The sequence below is a fragment of the Mycoplasmopsis maculosa genome, from assembly GCF_900660665.1.
GTDB lineage: Bacteria > Bacillota_I > Bacilli_A > Mycoplasmatales > Metamycoplasmataceae > Mycoplasmopsis > Mycoplasmopsis maculosa.
In genome coordinates, this window is sequence record NZ_LR215037.1 from 89,531 (window position 1) to 114,814 (window position 25,284).

A 25,284-nucleotide genomic window follows, 5' to 3' on the forward strand; every position below is an offset into this window, starting at 1 on the left:
AATGAAAATAAAAACAACTTTATTGTTATCTTCTTTTGCGTTACCTTTTTGCGCAGTTATTTCATGCTCATATGAAGATAATTTAGAAAAACCAACACCAGAACCTAATAAACCAAATGATGATAAAAAAGTAGTCTATGAAAAGAATAATAAATTTGTTAACATAATAAATACAGGAACTGATAATACTGTATTTGGAACAAATTTAAAAGGTTTATCACCGGAACAATATAAGTTTTCTTTTACCCCTATATTTAAGGTTTTTAAAGGTGAAAAGTTTAATTATAGTGAACTACCAGATAACATCAAAGTTATGTCTGAAGACGGAAAAGTTAATTGATTTAAAACTGATTGAAACATTCAAAAAGAAAGTGATTTGATATTAGAAGACACCGTAATAGAAGGTAAAATAAAAGTAAGTGAAAAATTTATTAATATAAAAGCTGTAATATTAATAAGTGATAAGCCTATAATAAAAGATAATGAATATAAAAATAGAAATGATGGATTAACTATAGATTTATCTAAAAGTACAAAGTATAATTCTAATATTTTATATAAACTTATAGATAAAAATGGAAATTATTTTGATTCGCCTTCTAGATGAGATAATTGAGAAGCATTTGCAAAAGAACAAGATGACAATTATTTTGTTTTTAAATATGCTGTAGACACTAAAATTTCTAAAGTATCAATAATTTTTTGAAGATTTGCTGAGAGAGGTAATTCTTCAGGTATTTTGCCAAAAGAAATACGCATTCAATATTCTAATGATGGATTAAATTGAATTAATGTAGAAAATCAAGATAAAATAACAGATTTAGATTTAGGTCCTATGGAAGCATATTCTGATAGGTTTAATAATATTTCAAAACCTAAAAATATTAAATTTGATGAAATACAAACTCAATGAGTTAGAATTTATTGAGTTCCCAAAGCTAATGAAAATGGAGAAAAACATATAATTGGTGTAAGTGATATTCAATTTAGTGGATTAGATTTTAAAGAGTCAGTTATAGTTAATACTTCTAATGTTATAAAACAGATAAAATATGGCGAAAATACTTATGAAATAGATGAATCCAAAAAATCATATACTTTTAAAGTTAATGATTTTAAGGAGACTTTCTCATTGAAGGCAGATGCTTCTTATATTGATAATTATTTATATTTTGAAAGCTCAAATACAAAAAAATATAAAGTTATAGTTTATAATGATAATTCTGAAAGTAACATATATGATTTTGAATTTAAAAAATAAAATGAATTTTATAGTTTTAAAAACTATTTATTCATTTTATTTTTTTAAAATACTTTATTAAAAATTAATAAAGTATTTTGTAGAAATTCAATTAAATTTATAATTATAATATGTTAAGACTCAAATATAATAAACAATTAAATTTAAATTTAAATATTAGTAGAATAGAAAACAAAACAGAGAAAGAAATAATATCAGACTTAAAATTATCATTTCCTGTAGAACTTTTAAAATTTTTAATTTTAGTTTTTGTTAGTTCTTTCTTTATAATGCTTCAATATAATAATTTATTGCAAACACCAAATGACATATTAAGACAAATTTATTTGTATTCTTTTGGTTTAGTTTTTGGTGATTCCTTAATTTTGATATTAATTGGTTCATATTTATCACTAATAATTAGATGATGCAGTCCATTTTTTAAAAACAAATATTTTACTTGATTTAGAAATTATATAAAAGTTGACTACTGAACAGTAAGATACAATGTAATAATTTTTTTATGAATGAACATTCTTGCTATAGCTTTAATTTATCACTCTGTATTAATGTTTTTTAGAGTAGATTTATCTACAACTATTTTAAAAACAGAAGATTTAAAAAATATTTTTACAAATGGCTGAATATCAAGTTTTACAAGAAATTGGACTATATACGAAAAAAATAGTAATTTATTACCAAATGCTTCACTAAATATAGGTGTTTATTTAGATAGTATTTTTAACTTATTGTACTTCATTTCATTTTCTCCATATTTGGCATGATTTGTAGTAATATTTCTTATTGTTTATTCTTGAATTCTTTTAATTTTTGTAAAACCAAAACTATTTTTTAATAGAATTTTTGGAAAAAAATCAAATATATTTAATGTAGAAAAAATATTAGGTTCTGGACATTCGCCATTTTATTTAACTAAAAATATTAAAGTGTTATTTGAGTTTTATAAAAAAGCAGGAGAATATTTAAACTTGGATTTATCTAGAATTTCATTTAAAAATTTACTTTTAAGTATATACAGTAATGATTCCTTGTTAAATGAAAAGTATTTATTTGAAGTGAAATTAGAAAAAAATAAAATAAAAAACGAAGATCCTTTTTCAGAAGAAATTTTATATGAAGAAAATTTTACAAAAGAAAATTCTATTTTTGAATTAAAAATGCAAGATAATGAAAATAAAATAATTAAAACTAACGAAAATATTTCAGTAATTCAAGAGAAAAAAATAGACGAAAAAATAAACTTTTTAGAAGACCAAAGCAATGATGATGAAAAAGAAACAAATTTAGTCAAAATTGATTTAAAAAAGATAGAAGATGAAAATACATTTTTAATTGATACAATAGAAATAAGTAAAAATGATTTAGCTAATAAAAATGAAACTGAATCTTTAGGTTTTGAAATAGATACAATAGAAATCAATAATGAAGAACCATTAGTAGAAAAAGTTGTTTTAGAAGATAATAATGATAATGATTGATTAAGCCCTATTTTATAGTAAGGAAAATATATTTATGGATAAAATTACTTGAGAAGATGCATTAAATAATATTCAAAATAAAAAAAATAAAAATAAAGTCTTTTTTATTTTTTTTACATTGCCTAATTTTTCTAATGTTGAAGTGATGAAAAAAGTAATAATACAACTTTCTAATGATTTTATAGATAATAAAAATGTAATTTTTTATGAAATAGATGCTAATGAAGCTAAACTTTATTTAACTTTAGAATCTAGATTCAAAGTATTTCAAATACCTTGCTATACAGTTATTAAAAACGATTTTATTTTTTATAATGGATATAATTTTTACCCAAAGGAAATATTGAAAGATTGAATATTAGAACTATTAGATTAGGAAAAACTTAAAATGAAAGAAAAAATAATAGAAAAAATAAAAGAAGTTCCATCATCTCCTGGTATTTATTTATGAAAAGATAAAGACGGAAATGTTATTTATGTAGGGAAAGCTAAAAATTTAAAATCTAGAATGAGTCAATATTTTGAAGGTTCAATTAATAGTTATAAAACTCATAAATTAGTTTCTATTATTTCTGACTTTGATATTTTTTTATGCAAAACAAATAAAGAGGCTTTGCTCTTAGAAAAAAAATATATTGAAAAATATAACCCTGAGTATAATATACTACTTTTGGATGATAAAAAATACCCTTATTTAAAAGTTGAATTAAAAAATACAAGTCTTTCAATATCTTTGAATAGAAAAATATCAAAGGAAAGTAAGTCAAGTAATATTTTTTATTATGGACCTTTTCCCGCAGGATATGGAGGAGGAATTATTTTAAAATTATTACAGAGAGAAGCCTTTTTTGAAAATGGTTTTCCTATAAAAAATAATGATCACACTTTTTGATTAAATAAATTTAATGAAATAAAGAATATTTTAAGTTTTAAAGATTCAAATTATTTAAATACACTTAAAGAGAAAATGACTAAGGCTGCTGAAAATTTACAATTTGAAATAGCTTTAGATATTAAAAACTCTCTTACTTATTTAAAAAAGTTAAAAGAAGATCAAATTATAGAATTATCGAATAATAGTAATATTGATGTTTTTGTTCATAAAATAGTTCAAGACAAAATTTTTATTACTATTTTGTTTTATCGTTTTGGAATTTTAATAAATAAAGAAAATTTAACAATACCATTACACATAAATGAAGAAGAAGCATTAAGATACTTTTTTGAATGATATTATTCAAATAAAATTAAACCTGATTATTTTGTTGTAAATGAAATTTTACAAACTGTAAAAATACAATTAGACGATAATTATAATTTTGTATTTCCCAAAATCGGAGTTAACAAAAAAATTTTAGATTTAGCCTATTTAAATTTAGACAATTATATAAATAGAGAATTTTTAAATTATCAAAAAGATTTAGAAATTGATAAAAAAAATATTGACTATTTATCAGAAATAACAACAAAAAAACCGTTAAAAAATATTGTTTTATTTGATAATTCAAATTTAAATAATTCTAATCCAGTTGGGGTTGCTATAACATATACTAACGGAATTAAAAATAAATCATTATACAAAAAATTTAATTTAGAAATAAACAACTCTCGTCAATCCGATGTTGAATATATGAGACAAAGTAGTATGAGATTTTTTTCAAAAGATAATTTAAAAATTAATTATGATTTAGTTATAGTAGACGGTGGCCTAGCTCAAATAAATGAAGTTGAGAAAGTTTTAAATGACTATAAAATAGATATTCCTGTTATTGGTTTTGTTAAAAATGATAAGCATAAAACAAAAAACATTATAGGAATAAATAAAGAAATTATTGATATAAAAAATAAGGATTTTTATAATTATGTTTCAGAAATGCAAATAGAAGTAGATAGATTTGCAAAAAGTCATTTAAGAAAAAGACATAAAATAACTTCTTTAGATGGTAACCTTTTAAAAATAAAAGGTTTAGGAAAAAAATATGAAGAAAAATTGTTGTATCATTTTAAAAATTATGCAAATATTTATGATGCTTCAATAGAAGAATTATCAAAGATAGTTCCAAAAAAATTAGCTATTGAAATTAAAAATCAAGTGAAAAATAATTAAAAAATAAGCTTTTGGCTTATTGCTAAATTGTAATTTACATCTTTACATGGTAACCAATATAATTTGGTTACCATTTTTATATATTATTTTCAAATATTACTATCGGGTAATCAAAAATACAAGCAGTGGTTCACCACACCTATTTTTAGTGGTTGAAAAAGTACAGCAACGCAGTTTATTATTATTTATTTTTGCTACTTTTTTTAAAAAAGTAGAAATAAAAAAAGAAAAACTTAAGACATTTTCCTTTCTATTTTTTAGTTTTCCAGAATTTATTTCTTGAACCGTTACTTTCTCGTTTTTTATTTTGTCAACTGTAAAGTTTTTCGTTTAATGGTATATTTAGACCAGGCTCTTTTATTTCACAAAGTGCATACATTTCAGAAGCACTTAAGTAACCATGTATTTTTCTTGGAATATTGTTTATTTCTCGTTGAACTTTTAAAATTTCATTATTAGAAATTAAATTAAAATCAGTTTTTTTCTTAAAAAAACGTCTAACATATCCATTAAAATTTTCGTTTGTTCCTCTTTGCTGAGAAGCATAAGGATCTGCCTTATAAATAAAAATTTTTAACTTATATCCAATTATAAAAAGTGAATTAAATTCAAATCCATTATCAGATGTTATTGACTTAACATTTAAATTGTATATTTTTATTAGTTCAAATAATATTAAAGCAATATACCAAGGGTTTTTACTGTCAACTTTTACCAAAATACCATATCTGCTGTATCTTTCGACAAATGATAGAATGTGTGAATGCCCTGCTTTTTGTTTTCCTACAATTAAATCTATTTCCCAATGGCCAAAAGTACTTCTTTCGTTTATTTCTTTTGGTCTTGTTCAAAACGGTCTGACTCATCTAGCACCAACTAATCTTTTATAAGCAGGTCCACCATCCCTTTTTCCGCCTTTTGTGTATTGTTTCCTCAAAATATTTTTTCGCTTTATTACTCATAAATTTGAATTTATCCAGTTATAAACTGTTTTAATGCTTGGTATCTTAAAATTAAAATTATTTTTAATATATAAATGTGTTAGTTCAACGCTAAAAGTTTTTTTGTTATATTTGTTTTTAAACTCTTTAGAGTAGTGTTTATATGAATTCATTTTATTTATAAATTTAAAATGATTTTTTCATTTTTCTCTATTTCTATGCTTTACTTCTGCATATTCAGAGTTATAACCTCAATAATCAGAATTTATTTTTATTTCATTTGAAATAGATTGTCTTGAAATATTTAAAATTTTTGCTATTTCTGAAATAGTTTTTCTTTCAACATTTAAACTAATATCTATAATGCTTCTTATTTTATAATTAATTTTAATATAATTCATTTGCTGTGATCTCAAGTTTTTCTTGGGATTTTTTTATATAAAAAAACACCCTTTTTTAATTTTTGCATAAAAAAGGGTGTCAAGATGTAAATTACAATGTGGCAATAAGCTTTTGGCTTATTTTTTAATATCTTTCCCTCACTCTATCATGATTTTTTTTATTTTTAACATAATATCATTTTATTATTTCTTCTTCAGAATAACCGAGTAATTTAGCTATGCCTAATGTCATAGCTAATATTTCACCTATAACATATTTATTAATGTTGTTAATCATACTACTTATTGTTTGAAATAATAAGCAAATTTGATAATTAACATTATCAGAAAGAATTAATGGTTCAATGTTAGGATCTACATCATATTTATAGGCGAATGAACCCATGAAATGTAAAATGTCTGCAAATTCTTCTAATATTTTGTCATGATCAATATTTTTTTTAGCTTTTCAATACTTAAAGCTTTGTACTTCATTAGCAAATTCTGCGGTTTCAACTAAACTTGCTAGAATTTGCATTATTTGAAAATCTCTCGGTTTAATGTTAGAATTAGAAGCGTCAATATCATTTCTGCTTGAAATTTTTTCATCTAATTCTTTTTGCATATTAAAAATATCTCTAAAATTCATATTTTAATTATAGCATTAAAAAATAGTGATTTTTGATCACTATTTATTTTTTTATTAAGCTTGTACTTTTGTATTGTTTTTTTCTTTTTTACTAAAACCATATCTAAAATATAAAATAATCATAATTGTATATATAGCCATACCAATTGATTGTAATACAATAGCAGATATTCAAGTTGGAGCTCCAACAGGTATGCTTGTTGCTAAGTAAACCATAATTGTTGCGTTTAAGAATAATCCTATTCAAAGCATTAAGAAACTTAATCCTTGAACACTTTTTGCTTTTATTGTTTTGTATATTTGTACTGAAAAAGGCAACGCTGTACATAAACCTGCGATAATTGTTAATATTGTTAAAACAACATTATCTGGTGCTAATTGAATTGATTTTGTGTATCCTGCATAAGTAACTATTGTAAAGACAATAACAAAAGTTGTTGCAATTCAAATTAATATTCCAAAAAATACTTTAAATCAAAGCTTTAAGTTTTTATCAAATATAAAAAAGCCTGATATTGTTATTGCCATTAAGAAAACAAAGGCTAAGTTTGCTATTATAGTAATAATTAAATCTGTTGGTTTTTCTGGGTCTAATAAATTTAATGTACCTGTTGAATTAAATAATAAGAAATCAACAACAAAAAGAAATCCACCTAAAAAGTATATTAGAAATGTTGCATAAGAAATACCACCAACTTTTTTAGTTTTTCAAGTTGTTATTATTTGTGGAATTGAAATAGATATCATTATAATACTTGAAATAATTCCAAAAATTAAACTAACTATGTGCATTTTTCTCCTTTCATTTTTTAAAATATAAAATTATAAATACTAATTAATTTTACCTAAAATAAGAATTTTTAAAACTTTTTATTTTTAATTTTTTAAATAAAAACTTATTATTAAAATAATATTCAAATCAAATATTAAATTTATATAAAACTTATATATGTTAAAATTATTAATATATAAATATTAAAAATTAAAATTTAAACTAAATATTAATTAAGGAGTATTGCATGAATGCATCAATTAAAGAAATATTAGAAAAAGAATTACAATTTTCAAATAAAAAAGTTTTAATAAGAGGTTGAGTAACTTCAAATAGAGGTAATAAAAAAATTAGATTTATTTCCATTAATGACGGTTCAACAATTGAATCTTTACAAATAACTTTAAAAGGTGAAAAATTTGATTTTGAAATTTTAGACCAAACACGTTTAGGTGCAGCTGTAGAAGTTGAAGGAGAAATAATTTTAACTCCCGAAGCAAAACAAAAATTAGAATTACTTGCTACAAGTTTTAAAGTTTTAAAAAATGTTGATTTGGATTATCCTATCCAAAGGCAAGAAATAAATACAGAAACTCTTAGAGAGATTCCTCATTTAAGACATAGAACTAATTTATTTAGAGCTATTATGCTAATTAGAAGTACTTTAGCCTTGGAAATTCATAATTATTTTTCAAAAAAAGGTTTTCTTTATTTCAATGCTCCGATAATAACAAGTAATGATGGTGAAGGAGCTGGTGAAACTTTTTTTGTAAATGATGGTAATAAAGAAAAACCATTTTTTGGAACTAATAAAGCAACATTGGGAGTTACTGGTCAATTACATGCTGAAAGTTATGCCATAGGATTTAATAAAGTTTATACCTTTGCTCCTACTTTTAGAGCTGAACATTCAAATACAAAAAAACACGCAGCAGAATTTTGAATGGTAGAGCCTGAAGTCGCTTTTTATGAGTTAAAAGATGTTATCACTCTAGCTGATGATTTATTAAAAAACGTTATAAAAAATACAATTCAAAAACACGAAGCTGAATTTAAGTTTTTAACAGAAAATATTGATAAAAATTTATTGAACAAATTAGAAAATTTTGTGAATAAAAAATTAACAATAATGGATTACCAAGAAGCGTTAGTGGAATTAGAAAAAGTAAAAAATATTTTTGAAAATAAAGATATAAAATTTGGTTTAGATTTTGGAACTGAGCACGAACGTTATTTAGCTGAAAAAGTTGTTAACGGACCAGTTGCTATAACAAACTTCCCTAAAGAATTTAAAGCGTTTTATATGCATCAAAATGAAGATAATAAAACAGTTGCAGCATTTGATTTACTTGTTCCTGGAATAGGAGAATTAATTGGGGGAAGCCAAAGAGAGGTTAGATATGATAAACTCTTATCAAGAGCTCTTGAAATTGGAATAAGTCAAGATGAATTGCAATGATATCTTGATTTACGTCGTTTTGGTGACTCAGGATCAAGTGGTTTTGGTATTGGTTTTGAAAGATTGGTTATGTATGTAACTGGTGTTGATAATATAAGAGATGTAATACCTTATCCAAGAACAACTGGAAATATAAAAATGTAATGGAGTAATTTATGCAATTATCAATTATTGTTCCTAATATAAAAACTTCTATTGAACTAGAAAACACATTAGAAAATTTTAGAACTCAAAATACTCAAGATTTTGAATTAATTCTTGTTATAACTAATATTAATAAAACAATGTATTCTTTACTTGAAGAAGGATTAAAATTTTTTGGTTCTAGATTAAAATTTATTTTAAACAGCAATAGAAAAAGTATTCAAAATAATATTGTTAGTGGTTTCCACTTAGTTAAAGGCAAATACGTAACAATTATATATACTGATAATAAGTTGAAAGATCATTATGTTGAAGATCTTGTTAATCTTTCATCTAAATATGATACTGATGTAATTGAGTACAGACCAAGATTAATTAATACAATTCGTTGAAAACCAGAACCTAGAATTAAGCCTTTACATGTATATAACATATTAAATGAACCAGAATATGTAGCTTATGCTTATCCTTTCATATTTAATAAAATTTTTAAAAATTCACTCATTCAACAATTTATTAAATTTAAACAAAAAGAATTAAATGATACTAAATTTGCTGTAGAACTAACTTATATGTTGTTATTAAAATCAACTAGTTATGTTTATGAAAACATAAGAATAATAAAAGAAAATATTTCTTCTTCTTTATGATTGACACCTAAAAATTTTATTTATCAGTTTAATGAAATAATTAATTATGTAGAAATTAATAATATTAAACTTTCCCATGAAATAAATTATGCTAATTTATACTTTTTACAATTGTTTTTAGCTGGTTTACTCAAAACATGAAGAAGAAGATTTTCGTTAAATGTTTTTAAAGACATAACAAATTACAATGAAAAAAGATCTACAAAATTTACAGAAGACTTATATAAATATTTAGAAAAATTTCATAAAGATAATTTATTGTTTTTTACAACAAATATTTATATGTTAAAAAATAATTCTGAAACAAAATCATTGAAAAAATTACCTCCAATTAATAAATGGAATGATATTTTAGGTGAGCTATAATGCTTCATAAAAATGTTTCATTTTGAAGAAGATTATTTCAAAGATTTATTGATATATTTTTGTTTTTCGCATTAATTTTTATATCATTCTATTTTATAGTTATTTTTAATCAAAAAAAAGGATTAAAAATTTCTTCTTATTATTCTTTTTTAATAGTATCTTTATTTATTTCTCTTTTTTATTTCCTTTTTATACCTTTATTTTATAAATTAAAAACAATAGGTATGCTAATCACAAATGTTCAATTTATTTTGAATAACAAAACAAAAAATAAAATAAAATACTTGTTTTTTATAAAAAGATTAATTTTTACTTTATTTATTTCGATTTTTATTATTTTAATTTTTTTATTTTTTATTTATCCAAGCGATTTACCTACTTTTTTAACTTTTTTATCTAAAAGAAGTAATACTAAATTTAAGTTTTTGCTTGTTGAAAAATTAATATCTATAACTATGTCGATTTTAGCTTTTTTATTTTTTGCTGATGTTTTATTTTTAGCTGTAAACAAAAAGAAAATCAGTATTTTTGACTATCTTACTCAATCTAGATTGGTTTATATTAAACATTTTAATATAAGTAAAACTAAAAAGACTGTTTTATTGCCATTTAAGTCAAAAAACGTTAATTTTATAATTAATGAATAATTAAGGAGTAGAATATGCAAACTAATACCAATATTAATAGAGAAGATTTAATAATTGAAGGATTAAATGATGATCAAAAAGAAGCTTTGTATCATTTTGATTCTCCTTTGAGAATAATAGCTGGTGCTGGGAGTGGTAAAACAAGAGTTTTAACACGTAAAATAGCTTATTTAATAAATGTTTTAGGTATTTCACCTGAAGATATTTTAGCTGTTACTTTTACAAACAAAGCTGCAAATGAAATGGCTGATCGTGTTAAACAATACACTAATAATAAATTAACAAAAGGAAATGTTGATATTGCAACATTTCATTCCTTATGCGCTAAAATACTAAGAATTGAATCTTCAAATATTGGATTAAAAAATGATTTTCAAATAATTGATGACATTGATAAAAAATCAATTTTAAAAAACATTTATAAAAGGTTAGATATCGAAACAAATGATTTAACATTTAAAAACTTAATAAGAATTTTTTCTTGAGCTAAAAATAAACACTATACTAATGATGAAATTAGAAAATATATAAATACTGAATTTGATTATGAATATGGAGATGTTGAAACTATCATAAATGTTTTTAGTGAATACACTTCTTACTTGATTGAAAGAGCAAGTTTAGATTTTGATGATTTAATAATAAAGGTTAATGAATTATTTAATAAAAATCATGAAATTGCTAAAAAATGATCAGCAAAATATTCTTATATTCTTGTGGATGAATTTCAAGATACATCTTTAGTTCAATATGAAGTTATTAAAGTTTTAGCAAGTGGAGATGCCCAATTAACAATAGTGGGAGATCCTGATCAAACAATTTATAGATGAAGAAACGCAGATGTAAATTTAATTTTAAATTTTGAAAAAGACTTTCCTAAAACAAAAACAATTATTTTAAATAAAAATTATCGTTCAACAAAGAAAATTCTAGAAGCAGCTAATTCATTAATAAAACATAATTTAAAACGTTTTAATAAGGATTTAATAACTGATAAAGAAGAAGGAACTGAAATAGAATTTTCTCATGCTTTTAGCCCTGAAGCAGAAGTAAGATGAGTTGTTCAAAAAATAAATGAATTGAAGAAACAAAAAATCCAACTTAAAAATATAGCTATTTTTTATCGTTCAAATAGCTATGCTAAAAATTTTGAAGAACAATTAATAAATGAAAATATTAGTTACAAAATTTTTGGAGGAGAAAAATTTTACCAAAGAAAGGAAATTAAAGATGCTTTGGCATTTTTAAGGGTCATATATGATGGTAATGATTTACCACTTTTAAGAATTATAAATATTCCTCCTAAAAAAATTGGTGAAAAAACTATTTTGAAATTACAAGATATGGCAAAAGAAAAAAAATTATCTATTTTTAATACTCTTGTAAAACATTATAAAGAAATAGATGCACCATTAAATACCGTTAATTCTATAATTATGTTTTTAAACTATGTCTTAAAATATAGAAAAGCTTTATCTTCTAACCCAATACATGTTGTTTTACATAAGTTTTTACAAGAAGTAGGATATTATAATTACATATCACAAGATGTTGGTTTAAAAGGCACAGGCGAAGAGAATATAAAAATCTTAATTAATGGAATAGAAGAGTGGGAAAAAAATAATCCAGATAAAACAATAAAAGAATATTTTGATTATATCTCTTTATTGTCAGCTTATGATGCTACAGATGAATCATTAAGTTATGTTTCACTTATGACTGTTCATTCAGCTAAAGGGCTAGAATTCGATAATGTTTTTCTAGTTGGTATGAGTGAAAATATATTTCCTCATTATAAATCAGTAAATAATCCTGAGGCAATTGAAGAAGAAAGAAGATTGGCCTATGTAGCTATAACAAGGGCTAAAAATAAACTTTTTGTTTCCGATTCAAGAGGAGTTCATTTACACAATAACAACGAGAAAGTTCCATCAAGATTTTTAAAAGAAATGGGAATTGATACAAATGATTTTATATTGCAGGTCCATGATGCAAGTGTGATAGATATCCAAAATGGAGTTGAGAAAAAATCACGTGAAAAAAATAAAAATATTTTAAGAGGCGATATTATTAGTCATACATTTTTTGGAGAAGGCGAAGTTATAGAAGTTTTAGGAGATACTATTCATGTTCATTTTAAAACTTATGGACTAAAATCACTAGCTAAAAATCATGAATCAATTAGACTTTTAAAAGAGAAATAGGTTTTTATGGTTACATTATTGTCTTATATAGTTTTATCATTTTTAATAATATTTTTAATTTCTATTATTGGTCTTACTATTTATTTTTCAAATATAAAAATATCAAATATAAATAATTTCAACACGAATGGTATTTTTGTTTTTAAGATAAATTATCAAGATAAAACTGTAATGAGGGTTTCAAAAAATAATATAAGTGGTACTTTAAATTTTGATTCAAAAACAAATGGAATTATGACGAATAAAACTATTTCATTGAAAGAGTTCCTGAATTTTTTTGATAATAATTTTAAAGATAAAATAATTACTTATTTAGAAAAGAATAATTATAAAAATTCTTTCGAATTTTCTATGAATCTAAACTCTAAATCATTTAAAAATCAAGAGTTTTATGATTTATATGAAAAGCTTGAAACAAATTCCAAAAACGGTTTGTTAAAAATTAAGTTTTATCCTTCTTTAGAAGAAAAGAGATATTATTGTATTATAAGTTGAGATATTTCTCCTATATATGCTATTCCTAGAAAAATTAATTATATTACTGAAAAAGATAATTTTGTTCATGTTACTAGTGAATATAATGTTTGTTTTTCTTTATCATTGAATAGTTATTATTATAAAAATAAACTTGAAGAAGTTGACTATGATAGAATTATTATTTCTTTAGGATTAAAAAATAGCACTTCTTATATATTTTTAAACGATGGTATATTATATGTTTTTATACCAACAAAAAGCTTTAATAAATTACAAATAATGCTTAAAAAATTTACAAAACATATTGATTTTTTATTAAATAATAAAAATATTAATCCATATTTTAATAATGTTTCACTTCTATCTTTTAATAAGTTTCACAGTATAGATCAACTTGATACTTTTTTATTAAAATCTAAATTTCTTCTTTATAACTTAGAAAATAATAATGATATAAATAAATATTCAAAATGATTTATAGGAGAAGAAAAGTATAATGATGAATTTAAACTTTTTTTATCAAAGTATAATGATTTTATTGAAAAAAATGAAACTTTAAATTTTATAAAAGAAACTATTTTTGTTAAAAAATATGAAAACGATGAGAATACAAATATAAAAATTTTAAAAGCCAGAATTCCAGGGTTTTCAGAAAAAGATTTAATATTTTGAAATAACATTTCATGATTAAAATACAAAAATTTATATACAAAAAATAATTATTTAATACAAAATGAAGATGAAAATTCTCACTTGTTACTAGAAATATCAGATTTTTCTTTAGATGATAATTTACTAACAAAAGATAAAAACTTGTATTATATTTTAAGATCTTTAAATAACAACTTAAATTTTGACAACATAAATGATTTTATTTCAAATCATAAAAAATATGATTACAATTTAGGTTTATATATAAATGAAATAGATGAAAAAATATATAATTTTATAAGAAATAATTATTTTAAATATTTTATTATAAGTAATGAATTATTTAATAAATCTATAATAAATCAACACTTATATTTAAAATTAAATGTTTTGCTTAAAAGAATAAAAAGTAATAATATAAAAGTAATATTTGAGAATGTGAACAAAAACATAGATTCTGTAATAAAGCAAAAATTTGATATTAAATATTATTATTAATTTATAATTTATAAGTATTAAAATTAAAAAAGAAAGGATAAATTATGAGTAAAATAGGATTTATCTTTGACTCTTTTGTTTGTTCGTCAGAAAAAGAACTTAATGAACAAGGATTTGGTTATTTGCCCTTTAGAAGTGATATTGACGGCATTACTTATGAAGATGGTATAGATGTTGATCAAAATGAATTATTAAATTTAATAGCTAAAGGAAATTCATTAAAATCTTCTTTGCCAAGATATGATAGGATGACAAATTTGTTTGAAAAAATGAGTGCTGAGTATGATTATGTTATTTATTTACCTATAAGTGATTCTCTAAGTTCGACTTATAAAACAGCCTTAAATTTATCAAAAGATTATTCAAATATAGTTGTATACAACAATGAATGAGGCGGTGATCAACTAATTGATGTTGCTAATTATGCAAAAAAAGTATATGAAGAAACAAAAAATTTAAATAAAGTCATTAAAGTGTTGGATTATATAAAAGAAAGATCATTAATTTATGTTTTACCAACAGACTTAAAGTATGTTATTAATGGTGGTAGAGTTTCAGCTGTTAAAAAATTTGCATTAAAAACACTTAATTTTTTAAAAATGCACCCTATTATTAAATTTTATGAGTCTTCTGCAACAACTGGCGGAATAGCTAAATCAATTAAAAGTGGTGTTTCGCAAATTATTGATAAACTATTAAAATTTGCTACACAATATAAATATGGAGATTCTCCTGAAAAATATAATATTCATTGATTGAGTGGGATTTCAAATAATGTTAATGAAACAGTTAAAGATGTTGCAAAAGAAATGAATATTTCATTTAAAACAATAAAACCTATTTCTTCAAGTGTTGCTATTCATACAGGTCCTGAAGCTTTTTCAGTAAGTATAATGCCAAATTTAGATGAAATTGATATAAAATTATAAAAAAAATAATAGCAACCTATTATTTTTTTATTTTAAATAGTTGACTGAAAATTATTATTTTTCTTTATAAAAATCATATTTGGAAATTTATTTTCCTCATTTAATTTATTGACCATCTTATTTACAATTTCAACTTGTGATTTAAAACTTAATTCCGATGAATCATCTTCATTATAGTTTTCTTGATCTAATTTGCTTTGAAAATCTACTATATCCATTTTATATATTTTTTTAAGATCTACCATCATAAGAATAGGTAATTGATCTTTTATTTCTTCTTTAAAAACCTTAAGATATACATAATTTTCATTATCTATATTTTGTTCTGAATTTGTTGAACAGTTTAAAAAGTATACAAATTCTTCGTCTTGAGCAATAACTATTACTATATTTGAAATTAATTTATTTTCTCCCTTAATTTTTTTAATAAATTTATCCATTAAATACAATGGTTTTAATACTGGAATTTCTTCCTTTAATCTATATTTTATATTTTCCATAATTTAATTTTATCTATTATATTTTTTATTTTTTTATAATATTTTCTAATGGCATTAAATTGTTAATAATTTGCAAAAAAACGTTTTTAAAGCAAAATAACTATCAAATAATTATTTTTTTATAAAAAATTATTGTTAATAATTTGTTCATTAGTTTATAAAAACATTTTTGAAACTATTTTATTCATATAATTAATAAAGAAAAAATATTGTTTATAATTTAATTATGCCTAAAAAAGTTATACATAATGAAAACCAGTGCATTTATATTGAAACTTTTACAGAAATTAGTATTAAAGAGTTAATGTTAAAATATCAAAATGATAGAGAAAACGAGAAACCTAATAATTTATTAAACTCAATATACCATGATTTATTTGCTAAAAAAGAAAATAAAAATGAAGAAGAAAATGATGAATCTGATGAATTTAACTCTGATGCAGAATTAAATTTGAAGATGAATGTTTCTTTAATTGATGAAAGATATAATTCAAAGAAAAATAAAGCTATTTTTTGAAAACAAGAATTAACTAATGTAGATTCAGTTACTGAATTAGAAGAAAAAGATTTTATTTATAAAAATATTGAATTAGTAAATAAAGAAATTCATCATTTTAGCAAATTTATGGATGTTTTTGTTATGCCAAACGATTCATTGATGATAAGAACATCTAGTTTAATAAATTATAATAAAAAAGTTACCGAGAATGATTTAGTGGAAGATTTTTATTCTTTTAATTTAAAAAAAGCTGCTATTTTTAGTATGGAAAATGCTAAAAATGTTACTGGAAAAATTTTTAAAAAACTATATAAAAATGTTAATTTCGTAAAAAATGAAAAAGATAAATTTAATGAAGTTTTATGAACGAGTTTAAAAAATAAAACAAGACAAATTTCTATTTTTAATATAGATGGTTTATCTGAGGAAATTTTAGAAGAATTAAATATTCATGAAATAAATTATTATAGTGATATTTTGGAATTTGAAGAAGCAAATATAAGAGTTAAAGCAACAAATAATTTCAAAGAAAAAGTTGCAAAAAATTTATTATTTAAATTTATAAATAATAATTGAGATTTTGAGTCATATTATACAAAAGCACTAGTTTACACAGCATGAGGATATAATTATTATAATTCTTGCCAAAACAGATTAGTTAAGAAAAAATTGTTTGATACATTTGAATTAAAAAACGATGATAAAGATTATAAATTTATACCAAGAGCATTTTTAACTATATATAATGTTGATTTAGTACAAGAATTTGCTGTGATACCTTCTGCTTTGAGTATAAATTTAAAGGATAAATTTAAAAAATTAATTGAAGAAATAGTAAATTATAAAAAAGAAAGAGATCTTTTTATAAGTGATAAAAAAATTTACAATAAATCATTTAGGGAATCGGTTTTGGCTCTGTGGGTGATTATTGGTACTTCTCTTTTATCGGTTTCAGGTTTATGACAAGTTGCTTCTTGAATGCAAGATAAATGGATCTCAAGTATTGATGATAATTTCAAATGGTTTGTATTTTGGATTATTTTAGTTTGTGTTTCAGGAGTTATTTTTGCATCAACAATAATTTATGCTTTTGTTAAATTTTTATATTCTTATTTTGATTTTAAAAATCATAAGAAATTGTTAAAAACAAACGAAGAAAATTTAAAAATAATTGATGATTTTTATGATAAGGAATTAATATCTAAAAATATAATTGACACTTTTAATAAAAACGTATTGATAATACAAGATATAAATTCTAAAAATAAAGAATAATAAAATAATCACCAAATTAGTGGTGATTATTTTATTATTATTGTTTTTTTGTATTTTTAAAAAGAACTTCATATATTTCATCATATGATGAAACGGGAATAAATTTAATTTGTTTTTTAACTTCTTCAGGAATATCTTTTAAATTCTTTTCGTTTGCTTTAGGAATAAATACTTTTTTCACACCTTTTTTATATGCTGCAAATGATTTTTCTTTTAAACCACCTATTTCTAATACTTTTCCTCTTAAAGTAATTTCACCTGTCATAGCAACTTCAGGGCTAACTGGTTTTTTACTTAGCGCACTTATTAATGCTGTTGTAAAAGTCACACCAGCACTTGGTCCATCTTTTGGAACTGCACCTTCTGGTACATGCACATGAATTTCATTTTCGTCAAATTCGAAGTCTTTAATATCAAATTTATCTGCATTTGATCTTACATAAGAAAGAGCGATTTTAGCAGACTCTTGCATAACTTCTTTTAATGATCCTGTTAGTCTAATTCCAGAATTTTTTGATTTAAATGTTGAAACTTCAATGCTTAGTGTAGTTCCCCCTATTGAAGTATAAGCTAAACCATTTACTGAACCAATAGCTGGTTTTTTATCATCTTCATTTTCTGTAAATTTAGGAGTTCCTAATAATTCTTTTATTTCTTCAATTGTTATTTCGTATTTATCGAATTTTTGACCATCAACTATTTTAGTAACTATTTTACGTGCTATTTTGTCTAAAGCTCTTTTTAATCCACGCACACCAGCTTCTGCTGTATAATGCTTAATTATGTATTCAAGACTTTCGTCATTAATTAAAAATAAATCTTTATTTAAACCAGCTTGTTCAATAACTGCATCAACTAAGTGTTCCTTCGCAATTTTTATTTTTTCATTAATTGTATAACTATTAAGCTCAATTATTTCAACACGGTCTAATAATGGTGCGGGAATAGATTCATAGTAATTAGCTGTTGCTATAAATAATACTTTTGATAAATCATACTCATGCTCAATATAATTATCTTGAAATTTTGTGTTTTGTTCTGGATCTAAAACTTCTAACATTGCACTAGCTGGATCACCTTTTATATCAGAAGCCATTTTATCTATTTCGTCTAAAAGAATTAATGGATTAGATACACCAGATCTTTGTATAGCTTTTATTATTTTACCTGGCATTGCCCCTACGTATGTTTTCCTATGTCCTCTAATTTCGCTTTCATCATGAACACCACCTAAACTAATTTTTACATAGCTTTTATTTAGTGCTTCTGCAATTGCTCTAGCAAGAGAAGTTTTACCAGTTCCCGGTGGCCCTACAAGTGTTAAAATTGGAACATTATTAAAGGTTTTTTGTATTTTATCCTTATTATTTTCTTTGAATAAAGATAAATCAATTTGTTTGTTATCTTCAATATTAATTAACTCTTTTTCTTTTTGTTCTTTATTAATGTTTTTGTGATTAATAATTAATGAAAGATATTCTATAATACGTTCTTTAACTTCTTTTAATCCATAATGATTTTTTTCTAATACTTTACGAGCTCTTTTAATATCTAAACTTTCAACTTCTACTTTTCTTCATGGTAATTTTTTAAGTTGTGAAATATAAGTTGATGTTATGTTTGCATCAGGGGAAGCAGACATCATATTTTTTAATTTTTCGTTTTCAGATTTAATTAATTTAACAACAGATTCAGGATATATGTTTTTAAGAACAGGATCTTTTAATGTTTTAATATATTCTTCATCTTCTTCTTCGTCGCTTTCGTTTTCACTAAGTGATTCTTTTATCGCTTTCATTTTTTCTCTTAGTAAAAATTCTCTTTGCTGCTTATCTAAATTATCTTTAATTTTTTTATTAATTTCTTTTTCTATGTCATTTTCTGTTAGATTTGATTTATTATCAAATAATATGTCGTCAACAATATCGTTTTCTTTATTTGCTTGATTTGTTGCTATTGAGGCTAATTTTAAAAATTCTTTAAGTGAATCAAAATCATATTCTGATTCTTCTATTCAATTTTGCATTTCTTTTTCTGAAACTGATTCTATAAGTTTTAGTTCAACTTCAGTAAATTTAGATTTTTGATCTTTATAAAAATCTGTTTCTTCTATTATTTTTATAATCTTTTTAAGATCTTCTTTTATTTCTTCTTGACCTTTGTTGTATTTTATAAAAGTGTGAAAGCTATTAATTATTGATGAAAAAATAGCGTAATAAGATCTCATTAAATCTTTAACATTATTTCTAACAAAAACATCAAAAGCGTGTAAAGGTGTTAAAGGAAAGATAGTTAAAATAGTTTTAATAAAAATTGTAGTAGGGTTAACTGATTCAAAATTAATATCAGAATTTATAAATGAACTGTGATTGCTCATCTTTGATCCTCAATTTGCTATTTCTTCAGTTGAATAACCACTTAAAAATTGATAATAAATAAAAATTTTATTTAAAGTATTAGTTTTTATAGTTTTTTCTATTAATTTTTCTAACTTTTCAAGATTTTCATTATCTTCGCCTGGTAATAATTCATCAAAATTAACTTTCTTGAAGCTAAAATTATCTATGTCAAATAATCTTGTTAATTCTTCAGAATCTTTTTCTTTATTTTTATCAACACTATATGAAACTAATTCATATTTACCCAAACCTCTAAGTGTTAAAACATATTCATTTTCATTCAATTCTTCTACTTTTGTAATTTCGGCAAGTGTTGAAATACCTGAAGAAATATTTTTTAATTTGAGTGTTTTATAGTACTTATCATAGTTTTCTTCTTGAGATTCAGTAGGTTCTGGCGCTGTACCATATATAACAAATATTTGCTCTTTTATGGCTTGATTTGTATCAATTTTATCTTTTGCGCTCAAGATTCATTTTTTATTAAAGTTTCCAAAAGGTTTTAATTTAATTTTAGTTGTAGCACCTTCAAAAAGAACGAAACCGTTGATTGATAAATCATTAATCATATTTGTTTCTTTTTGAAAGTTTTCAAAAAATGTTATATTGCTAAATAAAACTTTATTAGTAACTATTTCTTTGTTTTGCTCTTTTTTAGCCATTTTTTCTCCTTTATTTTATATAAAATATATATCAATTATACACATTTTTAGCAGAGTAATATATAAATTGCTAAATAAAATTATTTGCTATCTTTAAAGTATTTTTATTTTGAAAAAAATTAAAAAAATAAATTAAATTAGATTTTTTAAATTTTATTATGCATTAATGTAGAATTATTTTATTATTTTCTTAATAAAAGATAAATTATTAAGTTTTTTTAATTCAAAATTGAGATTTTTTAAAAAAGGGGAATCTATGAATAAAGAAATATTTTTATTAAAAAAAGAAAACGCTGACTTTATTAAAAAGACTTATAAAAATAAAATAATTAATTTTAATGAAGAAAAAATTATTACTCAAAATGGTATTAAAGTATTTTTAAATGAAAAAATAATTAAATATAATTTTAATAAAGTTCATGAAAATTTAAATGATAAATATTTTTTTATAGTTAATAAAATTATTCCTAGAGTTATAAATTTAGCTTATAAAAATATTTTTAATGAAGACAATCACAAAATAGATGAAACAAAAATATATTTAATTTTCTCAAAAATAAGTGAAAGAATAAATAATTATTTTTCATTTATTTTTGATAGAAATGAAGAATTATTTAAATTTGATTCTCTTTTTTTGATAGCATATATTTTAATTAGCTTCATAAAATCTTATGTATTGATAAATAGAAATAAAAAATTTATATTTAGTTTATTTGTTTCTCTATTATTATATTTTTCAAATATTGAATTATTAAGAAAATATGAAAGTGAAAGTTTTATAGAACTTAATGTAAAAAAAATAGATGAATGAATTTATTTATCTATAAATAATAATGATGATATTTTATTAAAAAGCATTATTGATTTTATTTTAGATAATGGAATTATAATAAATAAAGAAACTGATACAGAATTTGATTTAAATGATGAAGATAGATTTAATATTCAAATAAGTTTAATTGAAAAAAAATATGATGAATCAGAATACAAAAATATAATTATGGAAATAATAGACAATATTTCGGATGAATAAATTTATTTTTAAAATATATTAGTTAAAAATTAATTAATTAATTTATTTAATTTATAATATTGTAATTTATTGAAGGAGTTTATTATGAATGATACAATTTTAAAAGAAACATTTTATCGTTTGGCTAAAGAAGAATTAGCTTCAAAAGGCATTGATGATCCAAAAGCTATTGAAGAATTAATTCAAAAATATTATGATGAAATAAAAAGTGTTAGAGAAAATAACATTAAAGATGATAGAGCGAAAAAATTTGAAAAAGTTGCTGATCTTAAATAAATTCAAAAAAACATATAAGTCTATTATTTGGCCTTATATGTTTTTTGTTTATTTTTTTAAATCATAAAATAATATTGAAATATAAGCTTTTATAATTTCTTTTGATCTATTTAAAATATAGTTTGAAAAAGATTTAAAATTTTCATATTTGTTATCTTCTACCGAAATAATTTTTGGTAATTCAATTTGTTCATTAGATCAAATTAATTCATCATTTGATAATAATGTTTGATCAAAGTTTATTTTATTAAAATTGGTTTTTCCTCCGGCAACTGAATAATTATTTATATTTAAATAATTATAATTTTTTCTGAAATTATTTTTTAATGATTTATTGTCAGAATCGGATAATAAACAACCGTTACCAATTTGTTTTACAATATTTTCTATTTCATGTTCTTTTACACCTATTAAATCTAATCTCTTTTTATCTTCTGGTTTTAATTTTTTAGGTAATGAATGTTCATAAGTGTAGTCAATATAGTTTATAGTATTATTATTTTTTTCTTCTTTTGATTTAAATTTTGTAAAGTATTGTGGTGTTTCATGATTTCTTAGCAAAATTCCATATGATACTTTGGCTAATACAATTTTATATAGTAGATTAATAGTGTCTTTCTTATTTTTATAATTACTTTCATCTATTTGTGCATTTAATTTATTTTGTAAATCTTTATACAATTCATTTATTTTTTGAGCATTAGACATAATTGTTAGTTCTTTAATTGTTTTTTCTAATTCTAAATATAATTGTTCAGGAGAAATTAAATTTCCATCATCGTTTTTTAGTTTTAAACAAATTTTTCTTATTTGTAACGTTAATGATTGACCAGAAAATTTTATTTTTCATAATGCTGAAAATTTTTCAATTTCAGCTAAGTATTTGCTAAATTCTTTTACTTTATTTTCATTTAATTCTTTTTTTGAAAAATCAAAAATTTCAAATTCTTTTGCAAGTGTTCATATAAGAGGAATAAAAACTGTTTTTGCACCACCATTTGATATATGGTATATTTGGAAGTTAACATAACTATATTTCTTTATTTTTTCATAAAAGTTATTTGCAATTTGTTCAATAGCAGAAAATGTTTTGTTATAAATTTTTTTGTCTTTTATAATTTTTATTATTTCTGTAATAGATCCATAAGTACAATATTCAAATTCAATTATATTTTCTCATAAATAAGTAATTAAATCACCTACAAATGATTCATATTTTTTTGCAAATTTAAATTCATTATTATTATATATTTTTATAATTTCTTCTATTTTTTCGAAAGCGTTTGAAATATTATCACTGTAATTTTCGTCTATTTCTTCAATTTTTATTTGATATTGATTTATTGTTAATAAATTGTTAAGAAAATTTAAAATTAAAGAAATATTTTCATCTTTTGATGAATCTGAAATTGAATTTCTAAAATATAAATTAATAGTTTCATTGTAAGTTTTTATATATTCTTCCGATTCTATTCCAAAAATTTCATTAATTTTATTTCTAAATAAGTCTAGAACACCCAGTTTCTTACTATATTTATTTAAATTACTAAATATATTTATAGCTTTTTTATCATCAAGATTTGGCATATAAGTTACTATAAAATAGGTATTTTCTAATAAATATTTTAAAAAGTCTTTTAAAAAACTTATATATTTAATTTTTTTATCAACTAATCTAATTATTTCTTTTCAATTTTTAAAAAATCTTGTATTTTTAAATTTAATATTTTCTTTTTTCCCTGCTTCTTCAATTAGTTGATTATTAACTATATCATTAATAGCTTTATAGTTTTCATCACTTTGTGTAAATGAACGAATCATATCACCTATTTTTGCAATTAATGGGTTTAAATAATCTTGTACACCGCTATTATCATTTTCATCCATTTTCATTGCTAATTTTTTAAGAGAAAGTATAATAAGAATTAATGATGTAATACGTTGTTGTCCATCAATTATTATTTGATTTATATTATTTTGACCTAAAATTATATTATTTAATAATGAGTAATTTTTTCTTTCATTATTATTTAAAAAATCATTTAATAAAGATTCAAATAATCCTTTTATCATGTTTGAATCTCATGAATATGTTCTTTGGAATAAAGGCATTTTATATGAAAGTTGTCTAGATGTAAAAAAATCATATATTTTAGTTTTTGTAATTAAAAATGGTAAGCTACCTTTATTTATTTCTATATCTAAATCATTATTTTTTTCTTTAATTTTATCAGTGTACTCTAACTTATTTTTTATACTATTAAAGTCAATTTTATATTTTTCTTCTCAATTTGTATCTTCGAGTTCAGTTATTGATTTTGTTTCTTCTAAAAATTTATTGATATTGTTATCAATTATATTTTTAATATAAATAGATTTTGAATTATTTTTATCAAAAAGAAATGTTTCGAAAAAGTCATTATAAAATGAATTTATTTTATTGTCAAATTTTTTTAAAAAAGTAAAAATACCAATTAACTTATCATCATCGTTAATGCTTGAACAATAAGATCTTATTAAATTTCATCATAGTTTAGTTTTTGTGTTTTCTTTATTTTCTATTTGATTATTGTTTTTTAATTCTTTTATTTTGCTTAAAACATTTTTCTCAATTAAATTATAAAAATTTTTAGTAATAAATTCTTTTAGAATTGTGGTATTTGTTTCAAATTTTTTATTTTTTAATTCAATTAATTCTTTGTTAATATGCATTTTTTCTTCATCTTCTATTATTATTGAAAAAGATTTTAGTACATCTAGTAGTTGTTTACTTGCTGCGCTAGATATAAAATCATTTCTTGAATCGTAAAAAACTATTTCTTCTTTGTTTTTAAAGTAAATTTTATGTATTATTGATTTATTTTCATTTTCTTTATAATTTATTAGAATATAATCATTTTCTTCTATTTTATCTAATCAAACTAAAACAGAATTTTTTAAATATGTATAAATATTTGTACCAATATTTCAATCTGTAAAGCCTAATTCATTAATTTTTTCTTCTCATAATTCTATTGAATAACTCAT

18 protein-coding genes and 1 pseudogene are annotated in these 25,284 nt (G+C 21.6%); 13 read left to right on the forward strand and 6 right to left on the reverse strand.

Annotation, left to right across the window (positions count from 1 at the left end):
* Position 1: 1 nt before the first annotated feature.
* From EXC47_RS00475 to EXC47_RS00490, 4 genes are all read left to right on the forward strand, one after another.
* Entirely contained in the window at positions 2-1,261 is a 1,260-nt protein-coding gene (locus EXC47_RS00475; protein ID WP_129646071.1) for a discoidin domain-containing protein, read from the forward strand.
* A gap of 110 nt (positions 1,262-1,371) precedes the next feature.
* On the forward strand, positions 1,372-2,757 hold the full coding sequence (locus tag EXC47_RS00480; protein WP_129646073.1) for a hypothetical protein: 1,386 nt from the start codon (positions 1,372-1,374) through the stop codon (positions 2,755-2,757).
* A gap of 16 nt (positions 2,758-2,773) precedes the next feature.
* A complete protein-coding gene (locus tag EXC47_RS00485; RefSeq protein WP_129646075.1) occupies positions 2,774-3,115 on the forward strand; it encodes a thioredoxin in 342 nt (113 codons plus the stop codon).
* Between the two features lie 12 nt (positions 3,116-3,127).
* The gene (locus tag EXC47_RS00490; protein WP_129646077.1) at positions 3,128-4,846 is read left to right on the forward strand and encodes a GIY-YIG nuclease family protein; all 1,719 of its coding nucleotides are present in this window, start codon (positions 3,128-3,130) and stop codon (positions 4,844-4,846) included.
* Between the two features lie 250 nt (positions 4,847-5,096).
* Here EXC47_RS00490 and EXC47_RS00495 read toward each other — a convergent pair whose 3' ends face one another.
* From EXC47_RS00495 to EXC47_RS00505, 3 genes are all read right to left on the reverse strand, one after another.
* Complete coding sequence (locus EXC47_RS00495) at positions 5,097-6,188, reverse strand: IS30 family transposase (RefSeq protein WP_129646079.1); 1,092 nt, start codon at positions 6,186-6,188, stop codon at positions 5,097-5,099.
* Positions 6,189-6,312: 124 nt separating this feature from the next.
* The gene (locus EXC47_RS00500) at positions 6,313-6,816 is read right to left on the reverse strand and encodes a dUTP diphosphatase (protein WP_129646081.1); all 504 of its coding nucleotides are present in this window, start codon (positions 6,814-6,816) and stop codon (positions 6,313-6,315) included.
* A 54-nt stretch (positions 6,817-6,870) separates the two neighbouring features.
* Positions 6,871-7,608 carry a PQ-loop domain-containing transporter gene (locus EXC47_RS00505; RefSeq protein WP_129646083.1) on the reverse strand — a complete coding sequence of 246 codons (738 nt, stop codon included), beginning with the start codon at positions 7,606-7,608 and terminating at the stop codon, positions 6,871-6,873.
* 227 nt (positions 7,609-7,835) lie between these two features.
* On the opposite strand from EXC47_RS00505, the gene asnS reads away from it, so the two are divergent.
* The 6 genes from asnS to EXC47_RS00535 are packed head-to-tail and all read left to right on the forward strand — an operon-like array spanning position 7,836 to position 15,613.
* Positions 7,836-9,191 carry an asparagine--tRNA ligase gene (gene asnS, locus EXC47_RS00510; protein ID WP_129646085.1) on the forward strand — a complete coding sequence of 452 codons (1,356 nt, stop codon included), beginning with the start codon at positions 7,836-7,838 and terminating at the stop codon, positions 9,189-9,191.
* Positions 9,192-9,202: 11 nt separating this feature from the next.
* On the forward strand, positions 9,203-10,207 hold the full coding sequence (locus EXC47_RS00515; protein ID WP_129646087.1) for a glycosyltransferase: 1,005 nt from the start codon (positions 9,203-9,205) through the stop codon (positions 10,205-10,207).
* The gene (locus EXC47_RS00520; protein WP_165255913.1) at positions 10,207-10,854 is read left to right on the forward strand and encodes an RDD family protein; all 648 of its coding nucleotides are present in this window, start codon (positions 10,207-10,209) and stop codon (positions 10,852-10,854) included. Before EXC47_RS00515 ends, EXC47_RS00520 begins: the two co-directional genes overlap by 1 nt.
* A 14-nt stretch (positions 10,855-10,868) precedes the next feature.
* Complete coding sequence (locus EXC47_RS00525; protein WP_129646091.1) at positions 10,869-13,058, forward strand: ATP-dependent helicase; 2,190 nt, start codon at positions 10,869-10,871, stop codon at positions 13,056-13,058.
* 6 nt (positions 13,059-13,064) lie between these two features.
* Entirely contained in the window at positions 13,065-14,684 is a 1,620-nt protein-coding gene (locus EXC47_RS00530; RefSeq protein ID WP_129646093.1) for an MHO_4530 family protein, read from the forward strand.
* A 44-nt stretch (positions 14,685-14,728) separates the two neighbouring features.
* Complete coding sequence (locus tag EXC47_RS00535; RefSeq protein ID WP_129646095.1) at positions 14,729-15,613, forward strand: DegV family protein; 885 nt, start codon at positions 14,729-14,731, stop codon at positions 15,611-15,613.
* 32 nt (positions 15,614-15,645) lie between these two features.
* On the opposite strand, the gene EXC47_RS00540 is transcribed toward EXC47_RS00535, so the two are convergent.
* Positions 15,646-16,113, reverse strand: a complete 468-nt coding sequence (locus EXC47_RS00540) for a hypothetical protein (protein ID WP_129646097.1) — start codon at positions 16,111-16,113, stop codon at positions 15,646-15,648.
* Between the two features lie 226 nt (positions 16,114-16,339).
* Between EXC47_RS00540 and EXC47_RS00545 the strand changes: the two genes are divergently transcribed.
* Positions 16,340-17,887 carry a hypothetical protein gene (locus tag EXC47_RS00545; protein ID WP_129646099.1) on the forward strand — a complete coding sequence of 516 codons (1,548 nt, stop codon included), beginning with the start codon at positions 16,340-16,342 and terminating at the stop codon, positions 17,885-17,887.
* A gap of 37 nt (positions 17,888-17,924) precedes the next feature.
* Here the strand turns inward: EXC47_RS00545 and lon are convergent.
* Positions 17,925-19,916, reverse strand: a pseudogene (lon, locus tag EXC47_RS00550) (endopeptidase La); the annotation flags it as partial.
* Between the two features lie 1,288 nt (positions 19,917-21,204).
* Here lon and EXC47_RS00555 point away from each other — a divergent pair.
* The gene (locus EXC47_RS00555; RefSeq protein WP_129646101.1) at positions 21,205-21,981 is read left to right on the forward strand and encodes a hypothetical protein; all 777 of its coding nucleotides are present in this window, start codon (positions 21,205-21,207) and stop codon (positions 21,979-21,981) included.
* Between the two features lie 84 nt (positions 21,982-22,065).
* Positions 22,066-22,257, forward strand: coding sequence for a hypothetical protein (locus tag EXC47_RS00560; RefSeq protein ID WP_129646103.1), 192 nt, complete (start codon positions 22,066-22,068; stop codon positions 22,255-22,257).
* Between the two features lie 48 nt (positions 22,258-22,305).
* Here EXC47_RS00560 and EXC47_RS00565 read toward each other — a convergent pair whose 3' ends face one another.
* Positions 22,306-25,284 (reverse strand): DUF262 domain-containing protein, encoded by a 2,979-nt coding sequence (locus tag EXC47_RS00565; RefSeq protein WP_129646105.1) that lies wholly within the window; start codon positions 25,282-25,284, stop codon positions 22,306-22,308.